The sequence below is a fragment of the Paraburkholderia sp. GV068 genome (genome assembly GCF_003058125.1).
In the GTDB taxonomy this organism is placed as follows: Bacteria; Pseudomonadota; Gammaproteobacteria; order Burkholderiales; family Burkholderiaceae; genus Paraburkholderia; species Paraburkholderia graminis.
This window is the reverse complement of record NZ_QBUB01000002.1, coordinates 419,946-445,349: the sequence shown is the minus strand read 5'-3', so window position 1 is coordinate 445,349 and position 25,404 is coordinate 419,946. Positions and strand designations below refer to the sequence as shown.

Annotated in this window: 27 protein-coding genes; 9 read left to right on the top strand and 18 right to left on the bottom strand. The window is 62.0% G+C overall.

Annotation, left to right across the window (positions count from 1 at the left end; translation table 11 throughout):
* Positions 1-8: 8 nt before the first annotated feature.
* Entirely contained in the window at positions 9-929 is a 921-nt protein-coding gene (locus tag C8K18_RS06905) for a LysR family transcriptional regulator (RefSeq protein WP_006047304.1), read from the top strand.
* An 18-nt stretch (positions 930-947) separates the two neighbouring features.
* On the opposite strand, the gene C8K18_RS06900 is transcribed toward C8K18_RS06905, so the two are convergent.
* From C8K18_RS06900 to C8K18_RS06870, 7 genes are all read right to left on the bottom strand, one after another.
* Positions 948-1,916 (bottom strand): PDR/VanB family oxidoreductase, encoded by a 969-nt coding sequence (locus C8K18_RS06900; protein ID WP_053860790.1) that lies wholly within the window; start codon positions 1,914-1,916, stop codon positions 948-950.
* A 40-nt stretch (positions 1,917-1,956) separates the two neighbouring features.
* Positions 1,957-3,261, bottom strand: a complete 1,305-nt coding sequence (locus tag C8K18_RS06895) for an MFS transporter (protein WP_107707037.1) — start codon at positions 3,259-3,261, stop codon at positions 1,957-1,959.
* A 143-nt stretch (positions 3,262-3,404) separates the two neighbouring features.
* The gene (locus C8K18_RS06890; RefSeq protein ID WP_029967122.1) at positions 3,405-4,325 is read right to left on the bottom strand and encodes a LysR family transcriptional regulator; all 921 of its coding nucleotides are present in this window, start codon (positions 4,323-4,325) and stop codon (positions 3,405-3,407) included.
* Between the two features lie 48 nt (positions 4,326-4,373).
* Positions 4,374-5,063, bottom strand: a complete 690-nt coding sequence (locus C8K18_RS06885) for an ethyl tert-butyl ether degradation protein EthD (protein WP_107707148.1) — start codon at positions 5,061-5,063, stop codon at positions 4,374-4,376.
* 2 nt (positions 5,064-5,065) lie between these two features.
* Complete coding sequence (gene hpaC, locus C8K18_RS06880) at positions 5,066-5,569, bottom strand: 4-hydroxyphenylacetate 3-monooxygenase, reductase component (RefSeq protein ID WP_053859837.1); 504 nt, start codon at positions 5,567-5,569, stop codon at positions 5,066-5,068.
* A 21-nt stretch (positions 5,570-5,590) separates the two neighbouring features.
* Positions 5,591-6,805, bottom strand: coding sequence for an acyl-CoA dehydrogenase family protein (locus C8K18_RS06875; RefSeq protein WP_107707147.1), 1,215 nt, complete (start codon positions 6,803-6,805; stop codon positions 5,591-5,593).
* 32 nt (positions 6,806-6,837) lie between these two features.
* The gene (locus C8K18_RS06870) at positions 6,838-8,196 is read right to left on the bottom strand and encodes an MFS transporter (RefSeq protein WP_258196072.1); all 1,359 of its coding nucleotides are present in this window, start codon (positions 8,194-8,196) and stop codon (positions 6,838-6,840) included.
* Positions 8,197-8,302: 106 nt separating this feature from the next.
* Here C8K18_RS06870 and C8K18_RS06865 point away from each other — a divergent pair, with 106 nt between their 5' ends.
* The 4 genes from C8K18_RS06865 to catA all read left to right on the top strand — a co-directional run bounded on the left by C8K18_RS06865 (position 8,303) and on the right by catA (position 10,945).
* A complete protein-coding gene (locus C8K18_RS06865; protein WP_108506358.1) occupies positions 8,303-8,491 on the top strand; it encodes a hypothetical protein in 189 nt (62 codons plus the stop codon).
* Positions 8,488-9,624: a muconate/chloromuconate family cycloisomerase gene (locus C8K18_RS06860; protein WP_107707036.1), complete on the top strand. Its 1,137-nt coding sequence runs from the start codon at positions 8,488-8,490 to the stop codon at positions 9,622-9,624. The genes C8K18_RS06865 and C8K18_RS06860 overlap by 4 nt, the downstream gene beginning before the upstream one ends.
* Before the next feature lie 24 nt (positions 9,625-9,648).
* The gene (gene catC, locus C8K18_RS06855; protein ID WP_006047295.1) at positions 9,649-9,939 is read left to right on the top strand and encodes a muconolactone Delta-isomerase; all 291 of its coding nucleotides are present in this window, start codon (positions 9,649-9,651) and stop codon (positions 9,937-9,939) included.
* A gap of 70 nt (positions 9,940-10,009) precedes the next feature.
* Positions 10,010-10,945, top strand: a complete 936-nt coding sequence (gene catA, locus C8K18_RS06850) for a catechol 1,2-dioxygenase (RefSeq protein ID WP_107707035.1) — start codon at positions 10,010-10,012, stop codon at positions 10,943-10,945.
* Positions 10,946-11,009: 64 nt separating this feature from the next.
* On the opposite strand, the gene C8K18_RS06845 is transcribed toward catA, so the two are convergent.
* The 3 genes from C8K18_RS06845 to C8K18_RS06835 all read right to left on the bottom strand — a co-directional run bounded on the left by C8K18_RS06845 (position 11,010) and on the right by C8K18_RS06835 (position 13,048).
* Positions 11,010-11,621: a hypothetical protein gene (locus C8K18_RS06845; protein WP_107707034.1), complete on the bottom strand. Its 612-nt coding sequence runs from the start codon at positions 11,619-11,621 to the stop codon at positions 11,010-11,012.
* Between the two features lie 54 nt (positions 11,622-11,675).
* A complete protein-coding gene (locus C8K18_RS06840; protein ID WP_107707033.1) occupies positions 11,676-12,596 on the bottom strand; it encodes a hypothetical protein in 921 nt (306 codons plus the stop codon).
* Between the two features lie 104 nt (positions 12,597-12,700).
* Positions 12,701-13,048, bottom strand: coding sequence for a hypothetical protein (locus C8K18_RS06835; protein ID WP_029967103.1), 348 nt, complete (start codon positions 13,046-13,048; stop codon positions 12,701-12,703).
* Between the two features lie 590 nt (positions 13,049-13,638).
* Here C8K18_RS06835 and C8K18_RS06830 point away from each other — a divergent pair.
* Positions 13,639-15,009 carry an MFS transporter gene (locus tag C8K18_RS06830; protein ID WP_029967101.1) on the top strand — a complete coding sequence of 457 codons (1,371 nt, stop codon included), beginning with the start codon at positions 13,639-13,641 and terminating at the stop codon, positions 15,007-15,009.
* A 41-nt stretch (positions 15,010-15,050) separates the two neighbouring features.
* Here the strand turns inward: C8K18_RS06830 and C8K18_RS06825 are convergent, their stop codons facing one another.
* The gene (locus C8K18_RS06825) at positions 15,051-15,704 is read right to left on the bottom strand and encodes a PQQ-binding-like beta-propeller repeat protein (protein ID WP_107707031.1); all 654 of its coding nucleotides are present in this window, start codon (positions 15,702-15,704) and stop codon (positions 15,051-15,053) included.
* Between the two features lie 9 nt (positions 15,705-15,713).
* Positions 15,714-16,940, bottom strand: coding sequence for a helix-turn-helix domain-containing protein (locus C8K18_RS06820; protein ID WP_107707030.1), 1,227 nt, complete (start codon positions 16,938-16,940; stop codon positions 15,714-15,716).
* 122 nt (positions 16,941-17,062) lie between these two features.
* Here C8K18_RS06820 and C8K18_RS06815 point away from each other — a divergent pair, with 122 nt between their 5' ends.
* From C8K18_RS06815 to C8K18_RS06805, 3 genes are read left to right on the top strand one after another with little or no spacing between them, the layout of a single operon-like run.
* Complete coding sequence (locus C8K18_RS06815; protein ID WP_107707029.1) at positions 17,063-17,830, top strand: DUF899 domain-containing protein; 768 nt, start codon at positions 17,063-17,065, stop codon at positions 17,828-17,830.
* An 8-nt stretch (positions 17,831-17,838) separates the two neighbouring features.
* Positions 17,839-18,672, top strand: a complete 834-nt coding sequence (locus C8K18_RS06810; RefSeq protein WP_107707028.1) for a DUF2182 domain-containing protein — start codon at positions 17,839-17,841, stop codon at positions 18,670-18,672.
* Between the two features lie 40 nt (positions 18,673-18,712).
* The gene (locus tag C8K18_RS06805; RefSeq protein ID WP_107707027.1) at positions 18,713-19,222 is read left to right on the top strand and encodes a DUF1697 domain-containing protein; all 510 of its coding nucleotides are present in this window, start codon (positions 18,713-18,715) and stop codon (positions 19,220-19,222) included.
* Positions 19,223-19,334: 112 nt separating this feature from the next.
* Here the strand turns inward: C8K18_RS06805 and C8K18_RS06800 are convergent, their stop codons facing one another.
* From C8K18_RS06800 to C8K18_RS06775, 6 genes are all read right to left on the bottom strand, one after another.
* Positions 19,335-21,074: an ABC transporter substrate-binding protein gene (locus tag C8K18_RS06800; RefSeq protein WP_006047286.1), complete on the bottom strand. Its 1,740-nt coding sequence runs from the start codon at positions 21,072-21,074 to the stop codon at positions 19,335-19,337.
* Between the two features lie 106 nt (positions 21,075-21,180).
* A complete protein-coding gene (locus C8K18_RS06795) occupies positions 21,181-21,462 on the bottom strand; it encodes a DUF2160 domain-containing protein (RefSeq protein ID WP_006047285.1) in 282 nt (93 codons plus the stop codon).
* Complete coding sequence (locus tag C8K18_RS06790; protein ID WP_006047284.1) at positions 21,462-22,274, bottom strand: carbohydrate ABC transporter permease; 813 nt, start codon at positions 22,272-22,274, stop codon at positions 21,462-21,464. Before C8K18_RS06790 ends, C8K18_RS06795 begins: the two co-directional genes overlap by 1 nt.
* Positions 22,264-23,160 carry a carbohydrate ABC transporter permease gene (locus C8K18_RS06785; RefSeq protein WP_029967086.1) on the bottom strand — a complete coding sequence of 299 codons (897 nt, stop codon included), beginning with the start codon at positions 23,158-23,160 and terminating at the stop codon, positions 22,264-22,266. The genes C8K18_RS06790 and C8K18_RS06785 overlap by 11 nt, the downstream gene beginning before the upstream one ends.
* Positions 23,157-24,281: an ABC transporter ATP-binding protein gene (locus tag C8K18_RS06780; protein ID WP_107707026.1), complete on the bottom strand. Its 1,125-nt coding sequence runs from the start codon at positions 24,279-24,281 to the stop codon at positions 23,157-23,159. The genes C8K18_RS06785 and C8K18_RS06780 overlap by 4 nt, the downstream gene beginning before the upstream one ends.
* Positions 24,268-25,362: an ABC transporter ATP-binding protein gene (locus C8K18_RS06775; RefSeq protein ID WP_029967084.1), complete on the bottom strand. Its 1,095-nt coding sequence runs from the start codon at positions 25,360-25,362 to the stop codon at positions 24,268-24,270. Before C8K18_RS06775 ends, C8K18_RS06780 begins: the two co-directional genes overlap by 14 nt.
* Positions 25,363-25,404: the final 42 nt, after the last annotated feature.

Here is a 25,404-nt window from a genome sequence, read left to right as displayed (position 1 = left end):
GAGTCCCCATGACCTCCATCGACCACATCGATTTGAATCTGCTGCGCGTGTTCCAGGCTATCGTGGAGGAACGCAGTCTGACGAAAGCGGGCGAGCGGCTTGCGCTGTCGCAGCCCGCAGTCAGCTACTCGCTCGGACGACTGCGCACGCTTTTCGACGACCCGCTTTTCATTCGCACGAGAGCCGGGATGCAACCGACGCCCGTTGCGCTGGAGCTCGCGGACATCGTGGGACGTGCGCTGGATACCGTGCGACAGGCGCTGCGATACGCCGAGCGTTTCGATCCGGCGACGAGCACGCGCACGTTTCGTCTGTCGCTATCGGATGCAGGCGAAATGGCCTATCTTCCGGCGCTATGTGCCGCGCTCCAGAAAGCCGCGCCGCGCGTCAAGCTGGTGGTCGAGCCGATGCGCGTGGAAGAGATGGAAGAGGCGTTGCGTTCCAGCCGCCTCGACTTCGCGATTGGCAATCTGCCGCTGTTGTTGCCGCGCACGAAGCATGGGTTGCTGTTCGAGGAATCGTATGTCTGCATGACGCGCAACCGGCCGGATTTGCCGCGCGGAAATGAGTTGAAGCTCGAGCAGTTTCTGACCGCATCGCATGTGCAGATCAATTCGCTCGAACACAGTCATCATGCGCTCGACGATGCGCTTCGTTCGCAAGGCGTCGGGCGCAATGTCGCGCTCGTGCTGCCGCATTTCGTGGCGGTGCCTGGCGTGCTGGCTGCGACGGATTTGCTGGCGACGTTGCCGGAGCGGCTCGCGCATATCCTGAATCGCGGCGACGCTTTCCGTATTTACGCATTGCCGGTGCATGTGCCGAAAGCGGCTGTCACGATGCACTGGCACGAGCATTTCAACGACGACGAAGGCATTGTCTGGATGCGAGGCCTCATCACCGACATCCTCGCCGGCTTCACGAAGATGTGAGAAGTACAGGTCGCAGAGCTACAAATCCAGCACGAGCACCGGCGTACGCGAGCGCGATACACAGCAGCAGATCACGCTGTTGCTGGCGCGTTCCGCCTTGCTAAGGCAATGATCTCGATGCTCGGGCTCGCCGCTAATCACGTCGACCATGCAAGTGCCGCACACGCCCTCGCCGCATGATGTGTCTACTTCAATGCCGATCGAAGCGAGGGCATCGACGATGGATGTTTTTTCGTCCACCTTCACGGTCTGACCCGTGCTCGCCAGTTGTACCTGGAAGCTCGCGAGCGAGGTTCCCGTTTCGTTTGCGGGCTCGGCCTTGAACCGTTCGAGATGAATGGCATCGGCGGGCAAGCGCTTTTGCGCGGTGTCGACCACGAGGTCCATGAACGGCGCGGGACCGCATGTGTAGACATGGGCGTCGGGGCCCGCTTCGCTCAGGCAGATGTCGAGTTCGGCGGCAAGCGCGTCGCGCCGCACACCGAAGTGCAATCTCACATGGGAGTCGAACGGCGCGCGCGTGAGCAGCGTCATGAACGCGGCATGTGCCTCGCTACGCGCGAAGTAGTGCAGCGTGAAGCGCGCGCCGCGTGCAGCGAGGCGATAGGCCATCGAGAGCAACGGCGTAATGCCGATGCCCGCGCCGATCAGGATATGCTCGCTGGCGCCGTCGTTCAGTTGGAACAGATTGCGCGGCGCACCGACCTGCAGTTCTGTGCCGATACTCACTTCCTCATGCAGCGAGCGCGATCCGCCGCGCGACTGCTCTTCTTTTTTAACCGCGAAAACTTGAGACGATACGCATTCGGGATCGCCGCATAAGGAATATTGCCGCGTGATTCCCGAGGGACTCGTGACGTCGATATGCGCACCCGGTTCAAAGCGTTCGAAGTCCATGCCGTCGAGGCGCGAGATTTTGAACGAGCGCACGCCGTGCGCTTCTTCAGACAGGGCGTCGACGCGGACCTTGAGGGCTTGAGCTTGCATGATGCTTTCCGATGACAATTTCAAAAACGATGAGTCGTGGTTAGCGCCGCGTCTCATGCGTGAACCTGAGCGTCACGACGGTAACGAGACCCAGACCGATGAGGAATAACGCGACGGGCCAGTAAGCGTGATACCGCACGAGCAGCGCCGTCGCGATGAGCGGCGACAGGCCGCCCGCGAAAATCGACGCGACCTCATGTCCGAGTGCAACGCCTGAATAGCGCACTTCCGTGCTGAACAATTCGCCGACCAGCGCGGGCAGCGTGCCGATCATCGCGCCGTGGCAGACGGCCGTTCCGAGCACCAGCGCGAGCCAGATCAGCGGTGTCGAGTGCGTGTCGAGCAGCCAGAAGAATGGGAACGCCATGACCACGAGCGACGCCGCGCCGATCATGTAGACGGGCTTGCGTCCAATGCGGTCGGAGAGTTTGCCCCACAGGAGCATCGCAAACATCTCGATGATCATCGCGAGCATCACACCGGTGAGCATGATCGAGTTGGAGATACCGGCAAACTTTCCGTAGACCAATGAGAACGCGAGAAAAATATAAGCACCGCCGTTCTCCGCGACGCGCAGGCCCATCGCCATGAGAATCTCTTTCGGGTGACGCTTGATGACCTCGATCACCGGCATGTGCGCGGTCTTGCCCGCCTTGTTCGCTTCCTCGAAATCGTGGCTCTCCGGCAGGTTGTGGCGGATGTAGACACCAATCGCGAAGATGGCGATGCTCGCGAGAAACGGCAGACGCCAGCCCCACGAAATGAACTGATCGTGCGGCAACGCTTGCGCGCCGAGAAACGCCGCCGACGATAGTACGAAGCCGCCGCCCACGCCCAGTTGGCTCCACGCCGCGTAGTAGCCGCGTTTCTCGGGCGGTGCGCTTTCGCTGATCATCAGCACGCCGCCGCCCCACTCGCCGCCCGACGCAATGCCTTGCAGCAGACGCAGGCCGACAAGCGCGGCGGGCGCCCATAGGCCGACGTGATCGTAGGTCGGCAACAGGCCGATTCCGAACGTCGCGACGCCCATGATGAGCAGCGTCCAGACCAGCGACGCGCGACGTCCGTAGCGGTCGCCGATATGTCCGAACACGACGCCGCCTAGCGGCCGCGCGACAAAGCCCATCGCAAACGCCGCGAAAGCGCCGAGCGTTCCGACCAGCGGGTCCGCGTTGGCCGGAAAGAACAGTTGCCCGAACACGAGCGCCGCGGCCGTGCCGTAGACGAAAAAGTCATACCACTCCATTGCATTGCCCGCGACGGACGCGACGACGATACGTCTGAGTGCGCGATCCGGCGTCGCTGGAATACGTTCGGCTGCCGAGGAGGATTGAACCGTGGACATGTCTGCTCGCTGGGTAGGTAGGTGGCGCGCGCCTCTCGGGCTTCGCATAGCGGACAGTTTCAAAGCGCCGGATAACTGCGTCAAATCGGCCGAAAAGGGCGGGGAATATCAGCGCGGCAAATAGTCCGGGCGGGCCCCGCGCGTCAGGCTTGCGGCTGATGGAACATCGCGAACAGCGCGTCCCGCAGCCATGCAATGCCGGGGTCCGACGCGGACTGCGTATGCGAATGCACCTTGATTTCGATCGGCGGCAGCGAGAACGGCAACGGCAGTACGCGGAACGCCTTGCCGCGATTGAACCGGCGCGCGATGCTCTTCGGAAAGATCACGGCGAGGTCGGTGTTCATCACAATCTCCGGCGCGACGACGAAATGCGGCAGCCGCACAACGACCTCGCGCTTGACGTCGAGTTCATCGAGCCACTGCTCGACCATGCGGTGCCCGGTCGCGTTGGTGGTCGCATAGACGTAGCGCAGCGCGGCGAGGTCTTCGCGTGTCGGCTTCGTCTTACGCAGTGGATGACCCGCGCGCACCACGCACACATGTTCGTCGACGAACAGCGTCTGGCTCACGCAGCCTGCGTCGAGTCCGGGCACATAGCCGAGCGCCAGGTCGATCTCGCCGGCGCGCATCGCGGCGCTAACCGATTGAACAGGGATATTCGCCACTTCGATGCGAATGCCGCGCGCCTCGCGATCCAGCATCGAGACGAGCGGCGGCAGAAAATAAAACTCCGACATGTCGGACATCGACACGCGAAACACGCGCTGCGCCGTGGCGGGGTCGAACTTCGCGAGCTGCTGCACCGCGTCGTTGATGATCGCAAACGCCTGGGCGAGCGGCGGATAAAGGCGGTAGGCGGCATCGGTGGGCACCATGCCGCCGGGCGTGCGCAGAAACAGCGGGTCTTCGAAAAGATTTCGCAGACGACGCAGCGCGTGGCTCACGGCCGGCTGCGTCAAACCCAGGCGATCACCGGCGGCAGTGAGGCTGCGCAGATCCCAGATCGCAAGGAAAACGCGCAGCAGGTTCAGATCGGCGATGCCGACATGCGGCTTGGTCATGCGCTTCGCTCGCGGACAAAGGGGGCAACGCGCATCTCGCGACGCCGGTCAGTGTGTCCCGAGATTACCGTAGTTGCTGCGCATTGCAAAATGCGGCGTCGCGCCCGTGAAAGGCGGCAGCGCGTGGAAGTCGCGGCGCATCGCGTCGCGGACCGGAGAGGCAAGCGCGATCGCGAGTGCGGAGGCATCGTCGAATACGACCTTGTTGCGCTGCATCGCATTGGCTTGGGCAAAAGGCAAGCCGCTTCTGCTGTCGATGCGCGTGTAGATTTCCAGCTCACGCAGCGCCGGCAGTTGCAGCATCAATGGCGGGTGATGCTCCAGGTAATGCGAAAGCCACGCGTTGAAGTTGTCGGCGATGCCTTCGTAGGCGACCAGATAGGTGCAGCGCTCGGCGTCGAATCGCGCGGTGCGTTTGTGCGTGCGAACCGCCATGACCTGCTGCGCGAACGATTGCCGGCTCAATGCGTGATGTGCCGCAGCCTGCAACGCGCGATGAATCGCGCCGTCTTCCGCGCAGGCGGCTTCGAGCGGCGCAAGATCGTCGAAGTACCACTGAAGTACGGTCGACGGCGCATCGCTCGAGGCCGCGATGCGCGGGTCGACGCGCTGTTCGAGCGGTTCATGAACGATGAGCCTGCTCAGACCTTCGACGCCTTCCGCCGCCCGTTGCAGCGCGGCGCCGTCAAGCAGCGGCTGCATGCGCGGACCGCCGATCAGGAAAAGGCAAACTTGCATCGTCATGCCGCCTCGCCTGTGAGCAGGTGGAATCGTCTGCCGAAGTAGACGAGGCCGTTGCCTTCGCCGCACAGATCGATATGCTCGATCCGCACGAAGATCACGGAGTGCGAGCCTATCGTTTTGCTGTCGATGATCGTGCCTTCCAGCGTGGCGATTGCATCGTCGAGCACAGGGACCGCAAGGCGGCCCGCGTGCCACGCGCATTGATCGAAGCGCGCTTGCATCGAGCAACCGGTCATGCCCGCGAACACGCGCGCCGGCTCCTGGCCTTGCGCGCCCAGCACGTTGATGCATACGCGGCCGTTGCCGTGCAGCACGTCGTGCACATAACTCGACTGATTGATGCAGATCAGCATGGTCGGCGGGGAGTCCGTCACCGAACACACGGCGCTCGCGGTGATGCCGCATCTGCCGTGCGGACCGTCGGTGGTGATCACGTTGACCGCCGCCGCGAGGCTCGCCATCGCGTTGCGGAACTGGGTGCGTTGTTCGTCGTGCGTCATGGCCATCGCTCCTCTCACGGCTCAGGGATACGGCGTCACAGGCGGAATGCCGACGAAGACGGCTCCCGATGCGTCGTAAGTCCCTTCGCCGAGGAACGCGTGCTGCGTCACGACGATCGAATCGCGCACGAGCCGTTGCATGCGGCTCTCCCGGTAGATCGCGCCAACGCCCGCCATCTTGTACGCCTGCATCACGATGTCGGCACACGTATGCGCCGCGTGCGTCGCTGAGAGGCGTAGCAGGTTCGCTTCCGCGGGCAGCACGGGGTCGCCTGCGAGCACGGTGCGCCACGATGCTTCCGCGGTGTCGAAGAAAAACGCGCGGGCGCTGCGCCACTGCGCTTCCGCTTGCGCGAGGCCGGAGCGATAGTAGGCGCGGTCGGCGAGACGCGGCGCGCCCGTGGTGGTCTTCGTCACGCCCGACATGCCTGCCAGCAGGTCGAGCGCCGCGCGCGCGAGGCCGACGTTGACGGCGGCATGCACCTGCGCCTGATAGCTGACGGCAGGGTAGCGATACAACGGCTCGTCGATCAGCGCGACGCCGCCGCGAACGAAGGTCCATCGCTCGTCGACGTACTTGTCCTTCAGGCGCAAGTCGTGACTGCCGGTGCCCTGCATGCCGACCACGTTCCAGTTCTCGACGATTTCGACTTCGCTCGCGGGAAAGACCGCGGTGAACGGCTTACCCGCGTTTTTATCGTCTGCGCCGGCGGGAGCGCCGCCGATGCCGACGCCGATCCAATCCGCGCCCTTGCAACCGCTCGCGAAGCGCCATTGCCCGGACACGCGGTAACCGCCTTCCAGGCGCTCGGCTTTTTGCAGCGGATACAGCCCGCCGGCAAAGACCTGATCGGGCCCGGACGCATAAATTTCCGCCTGCGTTTCAACGGGCAATGACGCGAGATAGGTGTTTGCCGAGCCGAACGCGGCGACCCATGCGGTGGAGCCATCGGCAATGGCGATGCGCTCGAGCATCTCGAGAAAGCGCGGCGGCGGCAGTGCGTCGCCGCCGAAACGCTTCGGCGTACTCGCGCGAAAAATGCCTGCGCGTTTCATCTTGGCGACCATATCGCGCGGCACATGCGAGAGTGCATCGAATTCATCGCGGCGGCGCTCGACCTCGTCGATCAGCGCGTCGAGCGAAAGGGGCGCGGCGTATTCGGGGTAGTCGTTCTGCGAGTCGATAATCGATTCGCTAATCGATCGGCTAATCGATCCGCTATGAAGGGCTTGCATGCGAAGTACCTCTTGGTCAATGAAGTGATGCGTCATTCGGATCGCTGATGCGCGGCGCTGCGCATCGCTTTGGGAAAGGTCTCGCGCGCGAGCAGCGTCGCAATCACGGTGACGAGGCCCAGGCCGCCGAGATAGATCGCAACCGGCACGGCGCTGCGATAGTGAGCCAGCATCGCGGTCGCGATCATCGGCGAGAGACCGCCGCCGAGTACCGACGACAACTCGCGGCCAATGCCAAGTCCCGAGAAGCGCAGGTGTACCGGCAGCATTTCGCTGATGAAGGCAGGCTGTGCGCCTTCCAGAATGCCCAGCGTGAGGCTGTTCGCCAGCAGCAGCGCGGCGATGACCTTCCAGTATTCGCCCGAGCCCAACAGCGAGAAGTAAGGCCATGCGACCAGCACCATCGCGATCGCGCCCACGAGGTAGACCGGCTTGCGCCCGACCTTGTCGGTGATGTGGCCGGACAGCAGCGAGACCGGGATCATCAGCAGCATGGAGATGGTGAGGCCGCCCAGGATCCAGCTCGACTTGATGCCGAGGAACTGTCCGTATGCAATAGAGAACGCGAAGAAGATGTACGACGCGCCGCCTTCGCCGAAACGCAGGCCGAACACGGTGAGCACTTCACGCGGACATTGCTTGAGGACTTCGATCACCGGCATCCGGCTTGCGTGGCGCGTCGCCTTGACTTCCGCGAAGGCGGCGCTTTCGCCGACCGAGCGGCGCATCCACAAGCCGAGTGCGACGAGTGCCGCGCTCGCGACGAACGGTATGCGCCAGCCCCAGCTCTGGAAGTCGCCGGACGGAAGATTCTGGACGAGCAGGAACGCAGCGGTCGACAGCACAAAACCAAGCGCGGCGCCGCATGGGCTCCACGCGGCGAGCGCACCGCGCCTCGATTGCGGCGCGTTCTCGTGGATGAGCAGAATGCTGCCGCTCCATTCGCCGCCCGCCGCGAGCCCCTGCAAGATGCGCAACAGCACGAGCAGCACCGGCGCTGCGATACCGATCTGGTGATACGTGGGCAACAGGCCCATGAGCATCGTGGCCGAGCCCATCGTGAGAAGCGTGAGCATCATCACGACCTTGCGACCGTAGCGGTCGCCGATATGGCCGCACAGTACGCCGCCTATCGGCCGTGCGATGAAGCCCACGGTAAAGCCGCCAAATGCAGCAATGGTGCCGGTCAACGGATCGGTGCCGACAGGAAAGAACAGCTTGCCGAAGACGAGCGCCGCAGCGGTGCCGTAAAGGAAAAAGTCGTACCACTCGAGGATCTGCCCAAGCACGGCAGTCGTGACGGCGCGCTGCACGTTGCTCACGCCGCGGGGCGCGGGCCTCGCGGCGAGCGTCGGCGCGCTCAGATCGGGATTCACGGCGTCAGGGTTCATAGTCATTCGGATAACGAAGGTTTTTAACCCGCTTCAAATTGCTCGAAGACGGCGCGGCGCTTTCAATCGACACGGAAACGGCATGCGTCGAACAATATAAGCCGCCATGACACCGGTCAAATTCGAGCCAAAAATGCGCGATATGAATTCGGTGCATGAGCTGTCCGTGAAAACCCTCGGCATTAATAGGCAAATCAGCGATATGGATGCGGCGCGCGATATTGATTTATTTGACCGGCGTTGCGGGCGACCTTACCTTGTGACGCAGCTATCAGTTCACTTCATTGGCTCATGACTCAACCGACAATCGAACGTATCGAAACGCGCCTCGTCGACTTGCCGACGATCCGGCCGCACAAGCTGTCAGTCGGCACCATGCACGGCCAGACGCTGATGCTCGTGACGATCTATTGCAGCGACGGCAGTGTCGGTATTGGCGAAGGGACGACAATTGCCGGCATGGCGTATGGACCTGAAAGCCCGGAGTCGATGAAGCTCGCAATCGACGCATACCTGGGCCCCGCGATGATCGGCAAAGACGCCTCGCGTGTTCAGGCTTTAATGGCGCATTTGAGTAAGCTCGTCAAAGTGAATCACTTCGCGAAGAGCGCCGTCGAAACAGCGTTGCTCGATGCGCATGGACGGCGTCTTGGCGTGCCGGTCAGCGAACTGCTCGGCGGGCGTTGCCGCGATCGTCTGCCGGTTGCATGGACGCTCGCTTCCGGAAGCACCGAAAAGGACATCGCGGAAGCGGAGAAGATGCTCGAATTACGCCGGCATAAGACGTTCAAGTTAAAGATCGGCGCAAGAGATCCCAAGGTGGATATCGAACACGTAGCGCGCATCAAGAAAGCAGTGGGGGATCGCGGCGCAGTGCGCGTCGACGTCAATATGGCGTGGAGCGAGACACAGGCGGCGTGGGCCATTCCTGCACTCGCCGATGCCGGATGTGAACTGGTCGAGCAGCCGGTGAATTCCGCGGCAGCGCTCAAGCGGCTAATGCGTCGCTTCCCTGTTGCATTGATGGCCGACGAAGTACTCCAAGGCCCGCAGAGCGCTTTCGACATTGCGAAGAACGAGGGCGCCGATGTATTCGCGATCAAGATAGAACAGAGCGGCGGACTCTTCGCGGCACAGCGTGTCGCCGCTATCGCGGACGCCGCCGGTATAGAGCTTTATGGCGGCACGATGCTCGAAGGCGCGGTCGGCACGATTGCATCGGCGCATCTGTTTGCGAGCATCCCGAATCTGCAATGGGGAACCGAGCTCTTCGGTCCGTTGCTGATTACCGAGGAAATTCTCGTAAAGCCGCTCGATTACAGCGATTTCGAATTGACCGTGCCGGATGGTCCCGGCCTCGGCATCGAACTGGACAAAGACAGGATAAAGCGCTTTACCCGCGACGGCTCCGAGAAGGTCACACAGTAATTCCCTAAAGAGTGAGAGAGAACAATGCTCTACCACGTACGCATGGATGTCAGCATTCCGCCCGACATGCCGGCCGATAAGGCAAATGAACTGAAAGCACGCGAGAAGAGTTATTCGCAGGAATTGCAGCGTAGTGGCAAGTGGCGCCATATCTGGCGCATTGCAGGCGAGTACGCCAACTACAGCGTGTTCGACGTGGAAGGCAACGCTGAGCTTCACGACATTCTGATGGCCTTGCCGTTGTATCCGTACATGAAAATTTCCGTCACGCCGTTGTGCCGTCATCCTTCTTCCGTTCGTACCGGCGACGCGTGAGGCCGACAAAGCGCGCGATGTACTGACGCGCGCCCACGCCGCTTTCCCAATACAACACGGAGACAGAATCATGAGTATCAAAGTATTTGCAACACAGGAAGTCCAAGACCTGCTGACGGCAGCCGCGAATCTCAATAGCGATAGCGGCGATAAGCGCGCGAGACAGATCACGCATCGCCTGCTAAGCGACCTGTTCAATGCTATTGACGATCTCGACATGACGCCGGATGAAATCTGGACTGGCGTGAACTACTTCAACAAGCTGGGACGAGATGGCGAAGCGGCCTTGCTTGCTGCCGGCCTTGGCCTCGAAAAGTACCTGGACATCCGCATGGATGCTGCCGACAGGCAAGCCAGACTCGACGGCGGCACGCCCCGTACTATCGAAGGTCCGCTGTATGTGGCCGGTGCGCCTGTGCGCGACAGCGTGTCGAAAATCGACCTCGATCCAGACAACGAAGCGGGCCCGCTAGTCATTCGCGGCACTGTCACTGGGCCCGATGGCGAACCTGTCGCGGGTGCGGTGGTCGAGTGCTGGCACGCGAATTCGAAAGGCTTCTATTCGCACTTCGATCCGACCGGGACGCAGAGCGACTTCAATTTGCGCGGTGCAGTAAAGACCGGTACGGACGGAACCTATGAGTTCCGCACCTTGATGCCGGTCGGTTATGGCTGCCCGCCGCATGGCGCAACGCAGCAACTATTGGATGCGCTCGGCCGTCACGGCAATCGTCCGGCGCATGTGCACTTCTTCGTCACGAGCAATCAACACCGCAAGCTCACTACGCAGATCAATATCGAAGGCGATCCGCTGATGTGGGACGACTTCGCCTATGCGACTCGCGAAGAACTTATTCCCCATGTGGTCGAGAAGACCGGCGGCGAGGCGTTGGGTCTCAAGACTGACGCGTACAAGGAAATCGTGTTCGATGTGCGCTTGACGCCGCGCGTAGAAGGCAAGGACAACCAGTTGGTCAATCGGCTGCGTGCATCGGCGGCGGCGTGACTCGCCGCGCAAGACATCGCGCAACGACAACAAGAACTGAACTAGCCGCCACGGCGGCAGCCCATTATTGACAGACCTTTTCCTCGGAGACTGCAGTCGGAACTTCTTTCGGCGCAGTCTTGAAGTGACCATACGTCCTGTATGTTTTGCCTTTGACGGTCACTACTTCCACCGACTCTTTAGCAGCCGCGGATTTCCGGTCGGCTTCGACGCTGCTATTGCGCCACGAGCCGGACTTCGAAAAAGTTTCGGGCGTCACGCTTTGTCGCGGCATCGCATGATTCGATGCGGTGATCGCAGCAGTCGCCGGATTGCTGAAGCGCGGCGGATTGCCGTCCCGTGCAGTAGCGGCATTAGCCTGCTCTGAGCTCGCGGTACTCGTGCCGATTCCATTCGGTGCCCAGCCGATTACGCCAGGTCCGACGACCAGCGGCGACAATTCGATCGCCACGATATGCGATTGCCGACGAGCAACGAGCAGGCATTTTTCGCCGCCTGCAGTACTTAAGGGAATGGCGCCGCTCCATTGCAGCAATGCAGGAGCCGACACGCTGGACGTTGCCGACACTCCGCCCGGCTCGCCAGCCCACACGCTCGCCGGCGGTGCCGCGGCCAGCGCATTCGCACCAGTCACCGCGGCGAGCGTCAGCATCGCGAATACCAAATGGCTCTTCATACAGTGCCTCGACTGTTCTCTCTTCGGTCCACTTTGCCATGCGCAAAGAAAGCCCTATTTGATTAGCGAAACCTTGAAGTTGTCGCTCGCGGGCGATGCCGGCTTTCCATCAGAGAGTTCGTCGTGTCCAACGTTGAGCGATGGCGCCTTGCGCGTTTCCGCTGCAGGTTGGGCCTTCACCGGCGCCGTGCGTTCGTTCGTTGCAGCCACAGGCAGACCGAGCCGGGCGCGAACAATCGGATCGCGATACTTTTCGTCCTCTGAGTATTGCGCCGCGTCGGGCGTGCGTGCAAGAGGCGCGGTCGTGCCGGGGCAGAGATGGCCCGTCGATTCGACAGCCTTGCGGTTCGCGTCGCTCTGACACAGCAATGCAAGCGCGACGTCGGTGAGGCCCATCGCGCGGAATTCGCGTGCGTCGAGTCGCCGGACGCAAGCCTGATCGACTTGGGTCGTACCGCCCGTCAGACCGAAGCCCGTCACCGAGATGCCGAAGCTGGTCGATCCCATGCAGGTGTCCGAGAGCGTCGTCGTCAGTGCGGGCGCGGCGATGCTCGGCGTCGTGCGCACGGAGTACGAACTCTGGTTGTAGTCGACCGTCGCTCGCGTGTCGTACGCGTTCGTTCCCGGACCTGCCGAAGCTTTGCTGGTCGTGTCGGCGCCTGTGCCGCTGCCCGACAAGCCTCCCGTCGACGCGGTCATCGTCGGCATCGTGACCGATACATTCACGTTGGACGAGCCGCCCGAAGCGGTGGCTCGCCCAATGCCGCCTACCGAAGTCGACGTCGAGTTCGTCGTGGCGGATGAGTTCGACGATGTGCCGATGTTGTTCAGGCTCGAGCCGCCGCCCTGGCCGATGCCGATCGAACTGGAACCCGATACGGAGCCCGACGACGAATCGGCGGTCGTATCGGCGTTAGCGGCGTGCGCGGCGCAAAGCGCAATGGCGCATGCCAGATGCAAGATAGTTTTGTTCACTTTAGTTCTCCCCAAACCCTTCTTCACTACAAACGAGGCGGCGTGCAAATGAGGCGGTGCCCATTGGGCCGCACTCGGCCCATGCACCGCCTCGAATGAGTTGCTTAGTGCCAGCCGCTGCCGAGCTTGCTCCATGCATTGGCCGCAGCGTCGGCGCCCGAGAGGCCGCCGGCTGTCGATCCGCCGAAGCCAAAGCCGCCTGCTTGCGACGTGTTGATGTGGCTCGTCGTTGCATTCGTCGTGTTACCCGTGACGCCATAGCCCGAACCGGCCGTGGCGGACGCGTGACCGTTGGCGGCGCCGGCATCGGTGGCGGTGAAGTGGCCGAAGCCGATCACCGCGGCGGTGGTCGAGCCGCCCGACGTCGAGCTCGAGGTGGAGCTTGTACCGGTAGCGAAAGCGGCGACGGAAATGAACGAGAGGACTGCTGCTGCAATAAGGTTGCGTTTCATAATTGATCTCCCATAGGACGCGCGTGGTTATCCCGCTACATCGGCGCGGATATGTAGCAGGTACTGCAAGAAAATTTTGGATTGACGCCTGTCTTAGGCGTGCGGGCAGCGGGCGAACGTCATGGAGGCAACCCGTGGCCGTCGCGTGATGCAACTGCACAAGTCGCGGAAGAGTTCGCTGCGAAGAAGTGGTGTTGTCGTGGAAGAAGACAGTGCCGTGTGGCGCCGTGTTTAATCGGCACACACAGGTCAGCGTTCGCGCATGTCGGCGCGGCCGTGTCGGCCGCCCGCATGCGGTTTGTATTGGTGTTCATGACTGTCTCCCCGACGCATCTAATGATTGATGCTTGATGTGTTTCTGTTCTTTTGATTTCGTGCTTCTGAGTGGACTTTAGGCAAGAGGGACAGGTTCAACCGTGGGCGAACTAACACATGTGGTCATGCGACTGGGTAACGTCGCGCGCTTTGTGGGCAAGCGCTCAATATCAGCGGCGTGAGGCCAACAATCGGGCGATGCGATGGCAAGCCGGAACCTCCCCCCGCGCAACATGTCAATACAGCAATGTCGCGCATTCAATCGGGGGTGCGAAATGACTGCCACGCAACCAGGGGCGGTGCCCCTCTCCGACGAGGACGCACGGCGCCAACTGCGCCGCGCCGTTATCGCCAGCACGATCGGCACGACGATCGAATGGTATGACTTCTTTCTCTACAGCACGGTAACGGGTCTGGTATTTGCGAAGCTGTACTTTCCGCAATCGGACCCGCTTGTCGGCACACTCCAGGCGTTTCTCATCTACGCGGTCGGCTTTATCGCGAGGCCGGTGGGCGCGGCTATTTTCGGGCATTACGGCGATCGTATCGGCCGCAAAGCCACGCTTATCGTCACGCTGCTGCTAATGGGACTCGCGACTTTCGCGGTCGCGTTTGTTCCGACGTATGCGTCCATCGGAATCTGGGGCGCGGTGATACTCACGGTGCTGCGCTTCATTCAGGGCGTGGGTGTGGGCGGCGAGTGGGGCGGGTCGGTGCTGATGTCGATGGAATGGGCGCGCACCAACGCGCACCGCGGCTTCGTCGCGTCGTGGCCGCAGTTCGGTGTGCCGGCCGGGCTGTTTATCGCGAACCTCGCGGTATTGGCAATGAGCGCCGTTTCCGGCGACGCGTTCCTGACCTGGGGCTGGCGCGTGCCGTTCTTCCTGAGCATTGTTCTGGTCGCAATCGGCCTCTACATTCGACTGAACATTCTCGAGACGCCGATCTTCGCGAAGCTCCTCGCGGAGCGCAAAATCGAAAAGACGCCGATGCTCGAAGTCATTCGCCGTCAGCCAAAAGACATTCTTCTTTCGGCGATTGCGCGCATGGCGGAACAGGCGCCGTTCTACATCTTCACGGCATTTGTTTTCACGTATGGCGTAACGACGCTCGGCGCGTCTCGCGATCTGCTGTTGACGGCGGTGCTGGTCGCTTCCGTGCTCGAATTCGGCACTATTCCGCTGTTCGGCCATGTGTCCGATCTGATCGGGCGGCGTCGCATGTACATGATCGGCGCGGCCGCGGCGGGCCTGTTCGGCTTTGTTTATTTCGCCATGGTCGACACGCGCGATCCGACGTGGATTTTCGTGGCCATCGTGCTCTCGCTCGTACCGCACTCGATGATGTACGGGCCGCAAGCCGCATTGATCGCCGAGTCGTTCACGGGGCGGCTGCGCTATAGCGGCGCGTCGCTCGGCTATCAACTGGCGTCGGTGATCGCGGGCGGTCCCGCGCCGCTGATCGCGACGGCGCTGTTCGCTTACTATCACTCGGGCTACGCCATTGCCATCTATGTGTTCGTTTGCGGGCTGCTGAGCCTCATTGCTGCATCGCGTCTGGGCGACTACACGAACAAGGACATCTCGCAGGAATACGACGAGCCGCAGTCGATGAGCAGCGGCGATCATGGTCATCGGCATGCGTGAACATGCGGTGCGGCGCAGCATGCCGCACGCCGCGACTGCTGCTATCTGACTTCGCCGGTCTCGCGTTCGGGGCGGCGCACGGCGCGCACTTTTGCGCTATTGCCGCCGCCGCAAAAGAACTGTTCGCCGCCGTCCGACTCGAGACCGGACACGCCGACGCCCGCCGGCATCTCGAGGCTTTCCAGAACTTCGCCGGTACGCGGATCGATGTGACGCAGCTCGCTCGCGTCGTCTTCCCATGTGCCGTGCCAAAGCTCGCCGTCGACCCACGTGACGCCCGTCACGAAGCGATTCGATTGAATGGTGGACAGCACCGCGCCGGTCTCGGGATCGACCTGATGAATCTTGCGCTCGCGATATTCGCCGACCCACAGCGACCCTTCAGCCCACGCAAGTCCTGAAGCGCCGTTGCCGCCAGGCGCGGGAATCGTCGAGAGTATGCGGCCGCTGGCCGGGTCGATCTTGTGGATGCGGCCTTCGGCGATCTGGTACAGATGCTGGCCGTCGAAGGCCGTGCCCGCGTCGGCGGCGATCTCTATGCTGCGCAGCGTGTCACCGCTCGCGGGATCGAATGCGTTCAGCGTCTTGCCGGCCGCGATCCAGACATGCTGGCCGTCATATGTGACGCCGCCGACTTGCTCGACGTCCGGAAAGGGACCGTATTCACGGATGATGGTGGCGTTTGATCGATTCATGCTGTCATCCTAATTGAGCGCGAGCGGCGCGGAGAGTAACAACGTTGTCGCGAATCCGGATGCGGGCGGCGCCATCCAGCGGCGCGCGCGTCCGCGGCCAAAAGACTGCGCCTTGCCTGCGGCCGCGAGCGAATCGAGTGTGCGCTGAACGGTGCGCTGGCTTGCGCCGAGTGCGAGCGCAAGCGCGGAACTCGACCACGACTCGCCATCGGCGAGCAGTGCGAGCATGGCCGCGTGAGTTTCTTCGACGGGACGCGCGAGCAGCACAACGCGATGCCCGTGACGCGGCATCAACGCAAAGCCGCGCCGCGTTGCGCTGACATCGGCTAGCGCCCCAAGCATCGTGCGCAGTCGGCCCATTTCGACACGCAGGCGCGCGCGATGCGAGTCGTCGGCGTGGCTCGTCCTGAAGGCGCGCGCGATCAACATGTCGCGCGGGACATCGGCGGGCCACGCTTCGGCGAGTTGATACGCGAGATCGAACAGCACGGGCCGCCGCGTCAACGAGACGATCGCGCCGGTCTTCTGCACGACGTGACGGCATGCGTCGACCACGAGCGCCTCTGACGCGAGCAACGCTTCCACTTCGTCGAGCAGTAAAAGCCGCTCTTCGCCGCTTGCGATCAAACGCGCGGCGGGCAGCTTCAGCGTATGCGAAGCGCTTTCCACTTCGGCGATCAGCGCGGGAATACGCGCTTCATAGGCGGCCTGTTTCGCGCGTGCGAATGCGACGCGAGCCGCGGCAGTTTGCAAGCGCCGCAGCGCGACGCCTGCGACGACCAGCTCATGCGCGGCCCGCAACGCAGGCGGGAAAGGCGTGGGATCGAGCGCGGCAAGCAGGCGCTCGGCGTCGTCGATATGACCGATCAGCACGAGCCGCCGCACCTCCAGATACGCTGCATGCGCGGCATTGGCGCGGTCGCCGTGGGCTTCGAGAATCGCGCGCGCGTCGCGGAGCGCTTTGGCTGGCCATGCAAGATCGCGCGAGGCGAGGGCGATCTCCGCTTCCGCCACCACGCATCGCGCACGCGCGACGGCTTGCCGGGCGCCGAACGCGCGCGCGGCACTTCGCACGAGCGCCTTCGCCCGAATCAGATCGCCGAGTTGCGCCAGGGCGATGCCGCGAAGGGCGAGCGCCGGTGCGTCGTCGCGCAAGGCGACGCGCTTCAATGCGCCGAGCGGATCACCGGCCGCGAGTGCCTGCGCTGCGGCTTGAATGAGCGGATCGGTCTTCATCGAAATCGCGCCACACTTGTCACTCCCACGGTCAGGAATCCCGGTACTAATCTAGCACGACCGCTAACCAGTACGTCGTATCGAAAGCGATCAACGACTACCGAAACCGAACGGAGAGAGTCATGACCACGACACATAAGACCGGGACACGCGAAGAATGGCTGGCCGCGCGCCTCGATCTGCTCAACGCGGAAAAAGAATTGACGCGGCGCAGCGACGAGATCGCTCGGCAACGCCAGGAATTGCCCTGGGTTCGCGTCGACAAGACGTATCGATTCGAAACCGAGCAGGGCGGTGCAACGCTTGCCGATCTGTTCGCGGGGCGCTCGCAGCTTCTCGTTTATCACTTCATGTTCGGGCCGGACTACAAGGCGGGCTGCCCGTCGTGCTCGTCGATTGCGGACGGCTTCGACGGCTTCGAGGTTCATCTCGCGAATCACGACGTGAGGCTGATGGCGATTTCGCGCGCCCCGCTTGCGAAGCTTCAGGAATACAAGCGGCGCATGGGCTGGACGTTTCCGTGGGCGTCGTCGGCGGGCAGCGACTTCAACTTCGACTTCAATATCTCGTTCACCGAGGAGCAGCAGCGAGAGGGCACCGTCGAATATAACTATCAGCGCGGCCGTCACGCAATGGACGCCGTGCCGGCGCCGGAGCCCGTCGCTCAGTTTGCGGAGACTTGCGGAACCGACCCGTCGACGTATGCGCGCGACCGGCCAGGACTCAGCGCGTTCGTGCTCGAAGACGGCCACGTGTACCACACGTACTCGACTTATGCGCGCGGACTCGACGGACTGTGGGGCATGTACCAATGGCTCGACCGCGCGCCGAAAGGGCGCAACGAGACGGGCATCTGGTGGCGCCGTCACGACGAATACGAGAAGCGCTGAGGCGCGTGATGGACCTCGTTAGCGTCGGCGAAAGCGGCGCGCGATGCTCTGCGCGCGCTGTTTTCTACAGCGTCTGCGGCTTGCTGTTCGCGATCAGTGCGGGCGCGACCATCGCGGCTTGTCTGTCGATGTCGGCAATGGGCGAGTTGCCGATGCGCGGCGGCTGGAGCATGTCGATGATGTGGATGCCCATGTGCGGAAAGACGTGGCTGCGCGTCGCGGCATCGTTCGTCGGCATGTGGATCGCGATGATGACCGCCATGATGCTGCCTTCCGTCGCGCCTGTGTTGTGGCGTTATCGCGAAGCGCTCGACAGCGCGCGGCACGGGCGCGCGCGGGCGCCCGCGCTCACATGGCTGACCTGGCTCGCAGGCATCGGCTATTTCGCCGTATGGACTGCGTTGGGCGCGGTGGTGTTCGCGCTCGGCGCAGCCTTCGTCGAACTTCAAATGCAGGTGCCGGCGCTTTCGCATGCTGTGCCCGTTATAGCCGGCGTGATGGTGCTGCTCGCAGGCGCGTTGCAATCCTCAGCGTGGAAGGCGCATTATCTCGACTGCTGCCAACAGCCACAGGAATGCGGCCACGCTGTATTGCCGCTGCGCTCGGACGCCGCGTTACGATACGGCTTGCGCCTCGGGCTCCATTGCTGCTATTGCTGCGCGAGCTTCACTGCGGTACTCGTCGCGATCGGCGTGATGGATCTTCTTGCGATGGCCGCGCTTACTGTGGCGATCACGCTCGAGCGTCTCGCGCCGCGTGGTCCGCTTGTCGCGCGAGGTATTGGGTATTCAATCGTCGGCATGGGTTTGCTGATGATCGCGCGAGCCGCTTCGCTCATGTAAAAGCATTCATTGCAACGCTCAATAAAACAGAAACGAACTGATGACCCGATATATCGCTCTTCTGCGCGCCGTGAATGTCGGCGGCACCGGCAAACTGCCAATGGCTGAATTGCGAAGTATGTGCGAATCCGTTGGCTTCACGAATGTCCGCACGTATATCGCGAGCGGCAATGTCGTGTTCGACAGCAAGCTTGCCGAAGCGTCGGTGAAGAGCCGGCTCGAGCGTTGCCTCGAAGCGTATGCGGGCGCACCGGTCGGCGTCGCGGTGCGCACGAGCGCGGAACTTGCGCAGGTACTCGCAGCGAATCCGTTCAAATCGGCGGCACCGAACCGGACAGTCGCGATCTTTCTCGACGCACCGCCGCCCGCCGATGCACTCGCTCACGCAAGCGGCCAGCGCGACGAAGAAATGGCGCTCGGCACGCGCGAGATTTACGTGCACTACAACAACGGAATGGCCGACACGAAGCTCAAAATTCCCGCAGCCAAAACGGGAACCGCGCGCAACATGAACACGGTTGCAAAGCTAGTCGAGATGGCGAACGAGTAGCTTAAAGTCTTCAATCGGCGCTAATAAGAAAGGAAAGGGCGGCACAATCAATCGTGCCGCCCTTTCACAAACTGACTGCGGTTTGCGGATTGCCAATCGCAACGTTAGCCGCTTACCGCACCTTGCCCGCCTTCCACGCCGACAGCAACTGATCGTACTTGACTGTCTCGCCCTTCGGCTTTTCGTTGGCGAGCTTCTTCCACGGCGCGTGCTGATCGGACAACCACTTCGACGGATCGCTCGCCGCATTCATCTCCGGCGCACATGCCTTCATGCCGGCCCGCTGCAAGCGCGACAACACCTGGTCCATCTCCTTGGCGAGGTTATCCATTGCGGCCTGTGGCGTCTTTTCTCCAGCGACGGCGGTGCCTACGTTCTTCCACCAGAGCTGCGCCATCTTCGGATAGTCCGGCACGTTGTTGCCGGTCGGCGTCCACGCGACGCGTGCCGGGCTGCGATAGAACTCGATCAAACCGCCGTACTTGTCCGCGTTCTTCGTGAAGTAGTCGCTATGAATATCGGAGTCGCGAATGAACGTGAGACCGACAATCGACTTCTTCAGCGATACGCTCTTGGACGTCACGAACTGCGCATACAGCCATGCGGCGGCGCGCTGATTGGCCGGCGTCGACTTGAAGAAGGTCCACGAGCCGACGTCCTGATAGCCGTTCTGCATGCCGTCCTTCCAGTACGCGCCGTGCGGCGACGGCGCCATGCGCCACTTCGGCGTGCCGTCCGGGTTCGTCACGTTGCCGGGTTTCAACATCGACGCGGTGAACGCGGTGTACCAGAACACCTGCTGCGCGATCTTCCCTTGCGCGGGCACGGGGCCCGCCTCGCTGAAGGTCATGCCGGACGCTTCAGGCGGCGCGTATTTCTTGAGCCAGTCGATGTATTTGGTCGTCGCATAGACGGCCGCCGGGCTGTTGGTGCCGCCGCCGCGCGACACCGATGCGCCAACCGGATGGCAACCGTCCGGCGTCACGCGAATGCCCCATTCGTCGACGGGCATGCCGTTCGGAATGCCCTTGTCGGCCTCGCCCGCCATGGAAAGCCATGCGTCGGTAAAGCGCCATCCGAGCGACGGGTCTTTCTTGCCGTAGTCCATATGGCCGTAGACCTTTTCGCCGTCGATGTTCTTCACGTCATTCGTAAAGAACTCGGCGATGTCTTCATACGCGGACCAGTTCACCGGCACGCCCAACTCATAGCCGTACTTCGCCTTGAACTTGTCCTGCAAGTCCTTGCGGGCGAACCAGTCCGCGCGGAACCAGTAAAGATTGGCGAACTGCTGATCGGGCAGTTGATAGAGTTTCTTGTCCGGCGCCGTCGTAAAGCTCGTGCCGATAAAGTCTTTGATATCGAGCCCAGGATTCGTGTATTGCTTGCCTTCACCCTCCATGTAATCGGACAGCGGGATGATGACGCCATAGCGATAGTGCGTGCCGATCAGATCCGAGTCCGAGATCCAGCCGTCGTAAATGCTTTGCCCGGATTGCATCGACGTCTGCAATTTTTCGACGACATCGCCTTCCTGAATGATGTCGTGCTTCACCTGAATGCCGGTGATTTCGGTGAAGGCTTTCGCGAGCGTTTTCGATTCGTAGATATGCGTGTCGATCGTTTCCGACACGACGTGAATTTCCTTGACGCCTTGCGACTTCAGTTTGTTCGCGGTGTCGACGAACCATTTCATTTCGTCCATCTGCTGCTGTTTCGAGAGCGTGCTAGGTTGAAACTCGCTATCGACCCACTTCTGCGCTTCAGGTATGCCCGCCATAGCCTGGTTCCCAAAGGCACCCGACACGATGCTTGCCACTGCGAGCGCGACGATCCGTCTCCTCTGTTGCATGGTCTTCTCCTGTGTCCTTCGTGCCCCTTCGATCTTTCCGGCGCCCGCTTGGGGCATCAGCGGAACCGGCAATTGCGAGTGCTCATTGCGTGCGTTTCGTTTCTATTCAACCTTTCCACATGATCGCGAGCAGAACCAGTAGCGAAGCCAGCGAGCCCGGCCACGAAGTCGAGCCTTCGGCGCTAATGCCGATCCACGCGAGATTCACATACGCGGCCGCGAGCAGGCCGATAAAAAGGCGATCGCCGCGCGTGGTCGCGATAGGCAGAAAGCCCTTGCGTTCATGCGTCGGCGAGCGCAGTTCCCACACGGTCATGCCGGCCAGCATCACGACGATGCAGACGAAGAAGATCGCCACCTCGGGCGTCCAGTACATCCACGTGAACATCAGACCCTCCCCATCGCAAAGCCCTTCGCGATGTAGTTGCGCACGAAGTAGATCACCAGCGCGCCAGGCACGATGGTCAGCACGCCCGCCGCCGACAGCACGCCCCAATCCATGCCGGCCGCCGACACGGTGCGCGTCATCACGGCCGCAATCGGCTTCGCGTTGACGGACGTCAGCGTGCGCGCGAGCAGCAGTTCGACCCAACTGAACATGAAGCAGAAAAACGCCGTAACGCCGACGCCCGATTTGATCAGCGGGAGAAAGATCTTCACGAAGAAAGCAGGGAACGTATAGCCGTCGATGTACGCGGTCTCGTCGATTTCTCGCGACACGCCCGACATGAAGCCTTCGAGAATCCACACGGCGAGCGGCACGTTGAACAGCATGTGCGCGAGCGCGACGGCGATATACGTGTCCGTTAGACCGACACTCGAATAGAGCTGGAAAAACGGTAGTAAAAACACGGCGGGCGGCGTCATCCGGTTGGTGAGCAGCCAGAAGAACATGTGCTTGTCGCCGAGAAAGCGATAACGCGAGAACGCGTAAGCGGCGGGCAGCGCGACGAGCACGGACATCACCGTGTTCATCAGCACGTAGATGATCGAATTGATGTAGCCCCAGTACCAGGAGGGATCGGTGAAGATGATCTTGTAGTTGTCGAACGTGATGTGCTGCGGCAGCGTGGCGAACGTCGACATGGTTTCTTCGTTCGTGCGCAGCGAGATCGACAACATCCAGTAAAGCGGAATCAGTGCGAACAGCATATAGACGACGAGCACCAACGTGCGCATCCAGCGGCGCTTATCCTGCATGTTCGTCTCCTTCCGCAGCGGGGCCGCCTTTGCCTACACGGCTCATCCAGTTATAGAGAATGAAGCACAGCAGCAGAATGATGAGGAAATAGATCAGCGAGAAAGCCGCGGCGGGGCCGAGGTCGAACTGGCCGACCGCTTTTTGCGTCAGGTACTGGCTGAGAAAAGTTGTCGAATCGCCGGGGCCGCCGCCCGTCAGCACGAACGGTTCGGTGTAGATCATGAAGCTGTCCATGAACCGCAGCAGCACGGCGATCATCAGTACGCCGCGCATTTTCGGCAGTTCGATGTAGCGGAAAACCGCGAAGCGGCTCGCGCCGTCGATTTCGGCGGCCTGATAGAACGCATCGGGAATGGCGCGCAAGCCCGCGTAGCAGAGCAGCGCGACGAGCGGCGTCCAGTGCCAGATGTCCATCACCAGCACGGTGATCCATGCGGCCGTGGGGCTTGCCGTGTAGTTGTAATCGAAGCCGAGGCTATTGAGCCAGTAACCGAGCAGGCCGATATCGGGGCGTCCGAAAATCTGCCAGATTGTGCCGACCACGTTCCATGGAATCAGCAACGGCATGGCGAGCACGACGAGCGCCGCCGATGCGCGCCATCCGGAAGCGGGCATCGAAAGCGCGAGGCCCACGCCCAACGGAATCTCGAACAGCAACACGCAAGCGGAAAAGATGATCTGTCTGCCGAGCGCGTCGCGTAAATCGGGATCGGTCATGATGTTGCGAAACCATTCGGTGCCGACAAACACATGCTGCGTCGGACTAATGATGTCCTGCACCGAATAGTTGACGACCGTCATCAGCGGCAAGATCGCGGAAAAGGCCACGCAGATGAACACGGGTATTACGAGCAGCCACGCTTTCTGATTGACGGGCTTGTTCATTGCGCGGCTCCTTCTGCGTTACGTGCATCGATTCTTTCGTCATTGCAGAAGAACACCGTTTCTGGCGCGGCCACGCGCAGCCAGGCGGGCCCGTTCACCACGCGCACATGCGGCTCGAGTTTCGCGTTGAAGAGATGGCCGTCGCATTGCGCGGTCACGAGCTGGTAATTGCCGAGTTGCTGCGCGCGCAGCACCTCGACTCTGACGGCGCCGGCTTCGCCTTCGTGGGCGAGCCGCACGAACTCGGGGCGAATGCCCAATGTAAGCGGGCTCTTTGCCTGCTGATGCGCGTCGCCCAGCGCCGCGAGCGTGGCGGCGCCGAGCGTGAGACGCTGTGAGCCGATCCGCGCGCCGTCGGCGTCGAGTTCGATCGGACAAAGATTCATACCCGGACTGCCGATGAAGTAGCCGACAAACGCATGATCCGGCCGCAGAAAGAGCGCATCGGCGCCGCCTTTCTGCACGACTCGGCCGTTCGTCATGACGACGACTTCATCGGCGAAAGTGAGCGCCTCGACCTGATCGTGCGTGACGTAGATCAGCGTGAGCTTCAGTTGCTGATGGATCTTTTTCAACTGCCGGCGCAGCATCCATTTCATCGCCGGATCGATCACGGTCAGCGGTTCGTCGAACAGAATCGCCGCGACGTCCTGGCGAACGAGGCCGCGTCCAAGCGATATTTTCTGCTTCGCGTCGGCCGCCAGATTGCTGGCCTTGTGCGGCAGATCGCGGGTCATGTCGAGAATTTCCGCGACTTCGTGCACGCGCTTTTTTACTTCGGCGGCCGGCATCCTGCGATTGCGCAGCGGAAACGCGAGGTTGTCGAACACGGTCATCGTGTCGTAGATCACCGGGAACTGGAACACCTGCGCGATGTTGCGCTCGCGCGCGCCGAGCGCGGTCACGTCGCGTCCGTCGAACAGCACCTTGCCCTCGGACGGCTTGACGAGGCCCGACACGATGTTGAGCAGCGTGGTCTTGCCGCAGCCCGACGGCCCGAGCAGCGCATAAGCGCCGCCGTCTTCCCACACCATGCTCATGGGCTGCAGCGCATAGTCGTCGAGTGTCGCGGGGTTCGGACGATATGCGTGCGCGAGATTCTGGAACTCAATGCGCGCCATGAGCGGCCTCCGGGCTCGATACCAGTTTCGTATCCGCGCCGAACACGAACAGTTCGTCAGGGTCGATGAAAACGTTGAGTTCGGTGCCGAGCTCGATCTGATGCACGCCCTGCAACTGCGCGACGAGGTCGATGCCGCCCGTCAGCGTGCGCAAATGCAGATAGGTTTCCGAGCCGCTCAACTCGGCCAGTTCGAGCCGGCAGGGAACAGCGACTGCATGCGGCGCTTTCGCGTGAAGGCGCAAGTGCCCTGGCCGTATGCCGATGCGGCATGCGCCGTTCGCAGCGGTGCCTTGCCGGAGCGGAACGTCGACGCCGATCGGCAGACGCGCGCGGCCGTTGCCGTTGAGCTCGCTCGTCAGCATGTTCATCGGCGGATCGTTGAAGACGGCTGCTGCATCCACGTTGACCGGCGCGTTGTAGACGTCGAGCGTCGGACCGAATTGCAGCACGCGGCCTTTGTCGATGATCGCGGTATAGCCGCCGAGCAGCAGCGCTTCGAGCGGCTCGGTGGTGGCATAGACCACGGTCGTCTTGCCGTCCGCGAAAAGCGTGGTCAACTCCATGCGCAATTCCTCGCGCAGCTTGTAGTCGAGATTCACGAGAGGTTCGTCGAGCAGCACGAGCGACGTGCGCTTCACGAGCGCACGCGCGAGTGCGCAGCGCTGCTGTTGACCACCCGACAGTTCGCTCGGCCGCCGCTCGAGCAGATGCTCGATATGCAGTTTCCCCGCGACCTCGAGCACGCGCCGGCGAATTTCCGCCGAATCGGTCTTCTGCAACTGGAGCGGCGACGCGATGTTCTGGAACACGGTCATCGCCGGATAATTGATGAACTGCTGATAGACCATCGCCAGATTGCGCTGGCGCACGCTGACGCCTGTCACGTCCTGGCCGTCCACCAGCACGCGGCCCGCGTTCGGCCTGTCCAGTCCCGCCATCACGCGCATCAGCGTGGTCTTTCCCGCCTGGGTCGGACCGAGCAGCACATTGATAGCGCCTGGCACAAGACGCAAATCCACGCCGTACAGATACGGTTGCCCGCCAGAAACGACACTGACTTGCTCCAGTTCCAGGACCAAATTGTTCTCCTTTCAGGCGCGCGCGATGCGACCGTCAAACCG

Bases quoted from the DNA above. Each gene is read 5' to 3' on its own strand.
- C8K18_RS06905 (WP_006047304.1), top strand. From the start codon at position 9: ATGACCTCCATCGACCACATCGATTTGAATCTGCTGCGCGTGTTCCAG.
- C8K18_RS06900 (WP_053860790.1), bottom strand. From the start codon at position 1,916: ATGCAAGCTCAAGCCCTCAAGGTCCGCGTCGACGCCCTGTCTGAAGAA.
- C8K18_RS06895 (WP_107707037.1), bottom strand. From the start codon at position 3,261: ATGTCCACGGTTCAATCCTCCTCGGCAGCCGAACGTATTCCAGCGACG.
- C8K18_RS06890 (WP_029967122.1), bottom strand. From the start codon at position 4,325: ATGACCAAGCCGCATGTCGGCATCGCCGATCTGAACCTGCTGCGCGTT.
- C8K18_RS06885 (WP_107707148.1), bottom strand. From the start codon at position 5,063: ATGCAAGTTTGCCTTTTCCTGATCGGCGGTCCGCGCATGCAGCCGCTG.
- hpaC (WP_053859837.1), bottom strand. From the start codon at position 5,569: ATGACGCACGACGAACAACGCACCCAGTTCCGCAACGCGATGGCGAGC.
- C8K18_RS06875 (WP_107707147.1), bottom strand. From the start codon at position 6,805: ATGCAAGCCCTTCATAGCGGATCGATTAGCCGATCGATTAGCGAATCG.
- C8K18_RS06870 (WP_258196072.1), bottom strand. From the start codon at position 8,196: ATGAACCCTGACGCCGTGAATCCCGATCTGAGCGCGCCGACGCTCGCC.
- C8K18_RS06865 (WP_108506358.1), top strand. From the start codon at position 8,303: ATGACACCGGTCAAATTCGAGCCAAAAATGCGCGATATGAATTCGGTG.
- C8K18_RS06860 (WP_107707036.1), top strand. From the start codon at position 8,488: ATGACTCAACCGACAATCGAACGTATCGAAACGCGCCTCGTCGACTTG.
- catC (WP_006047295.1), top strand. From the start codon at position 9,649: ATGCTCTACCACGTACGCATGGATGTCAGCATTCCGCCCGACATGCCG.
- catA (WP_107707035.1), top strand. From the start codon at position 10,010: ATGAGTATCAAAGTATTTGCAACACAGGAAGTCCAAGACCTGCTGACG.
- C8K18_RS06845 (WP_107707034.1), bottom strand. From the start codon at position 11,621: ATGAAGAGCCATTTGGTATTCGCGATGCTGACGCTCGCCGCGGTGACT.
- C8K18_RS06835 (WP_029967103.1), bottom strand. From the start codon at position 13,048: ATGAAACGCAACCTTATTGCAGCAGCAGTCCTCTCGTTCATTTCCGTC.
- C8K18_RS06830 (WP_029967101.1), top strand. From the start codon at position 13,639: ATGACTGCCACGCAACCAGGGGCGGTGCCCCTCTCCGACGAGGACGCA.
- C8K18_RS06825 (WP_107707031.1), bottom strand. From the start codon at position 15,704: ATGAATCGATCAAACGCCACCATCATCCGTGAATACGGTCCCTTTCCG.
- C8K18_RS06820 (WP_107707030.1), bottom strand. From the start codon at position 16,940: ATGAAGACCGATCCGCTCATTCAAGCCGCAGCGCAGGCACTCGCGGCC.
- C8K18_RS06815 (WP_107707029.1), top strand. From the start codon at position 17,063: ATGACCACGACACATAAGACCGGGACACGCGAAGAATGGCTGGCCGCG.
- C8K18_RS06810 (WP_107707028.1), top strand. From the start codon at position 17,839: ATGGACCTCGTTAGCGTCGGCGAAAGCGGCGCGCGATGCTCTGCGCGC.
- C8K18_RS06805 (WP_107707027.1), top strand. From the start codon at position 18,713: ATGACCCGATATATCGCTCTTCTGCGCGCCGTGAATGTCGGCGGCACC.
- C8K18_RS06800 (WP_006047286.1), bottom strand. From the start codon at position 21,074: ATGCAACAGAGGAGACGGATCGTCGCGCTCGCAGTGGCAAGCATCGTG.
- C8K18_RS06795 (WP_006047285.1), bottom strand. From the start codon at position 21,462: ATGTTCACGTGGATGTACTGGACGCCCGAGGTGGCGATCTTCTTCGTC.
- C8K18_RS06790 (WP_006047284.1), bottom strand. From the start codon at position 22,274: ATGCAGGATAAGCGCCGCTGGATGCGCACGTTGGTGCTCGTCGTCTAT.
- C8K18_RS06785 (WP_029967086.1), bottom strand. From the start codon at position 23,160: ATGAACAAGCCCGTCAATCAGAAAGCGTGGCTGCTCGTAATACCCGTG.
- C8K18_RS06780 (WP_107707026.1), bottom strand. From the start codon at position 24,281: ATGGCGCGCATTGAGTTCCAGAATCTCGCGCACGCATATCGTCCGAAC.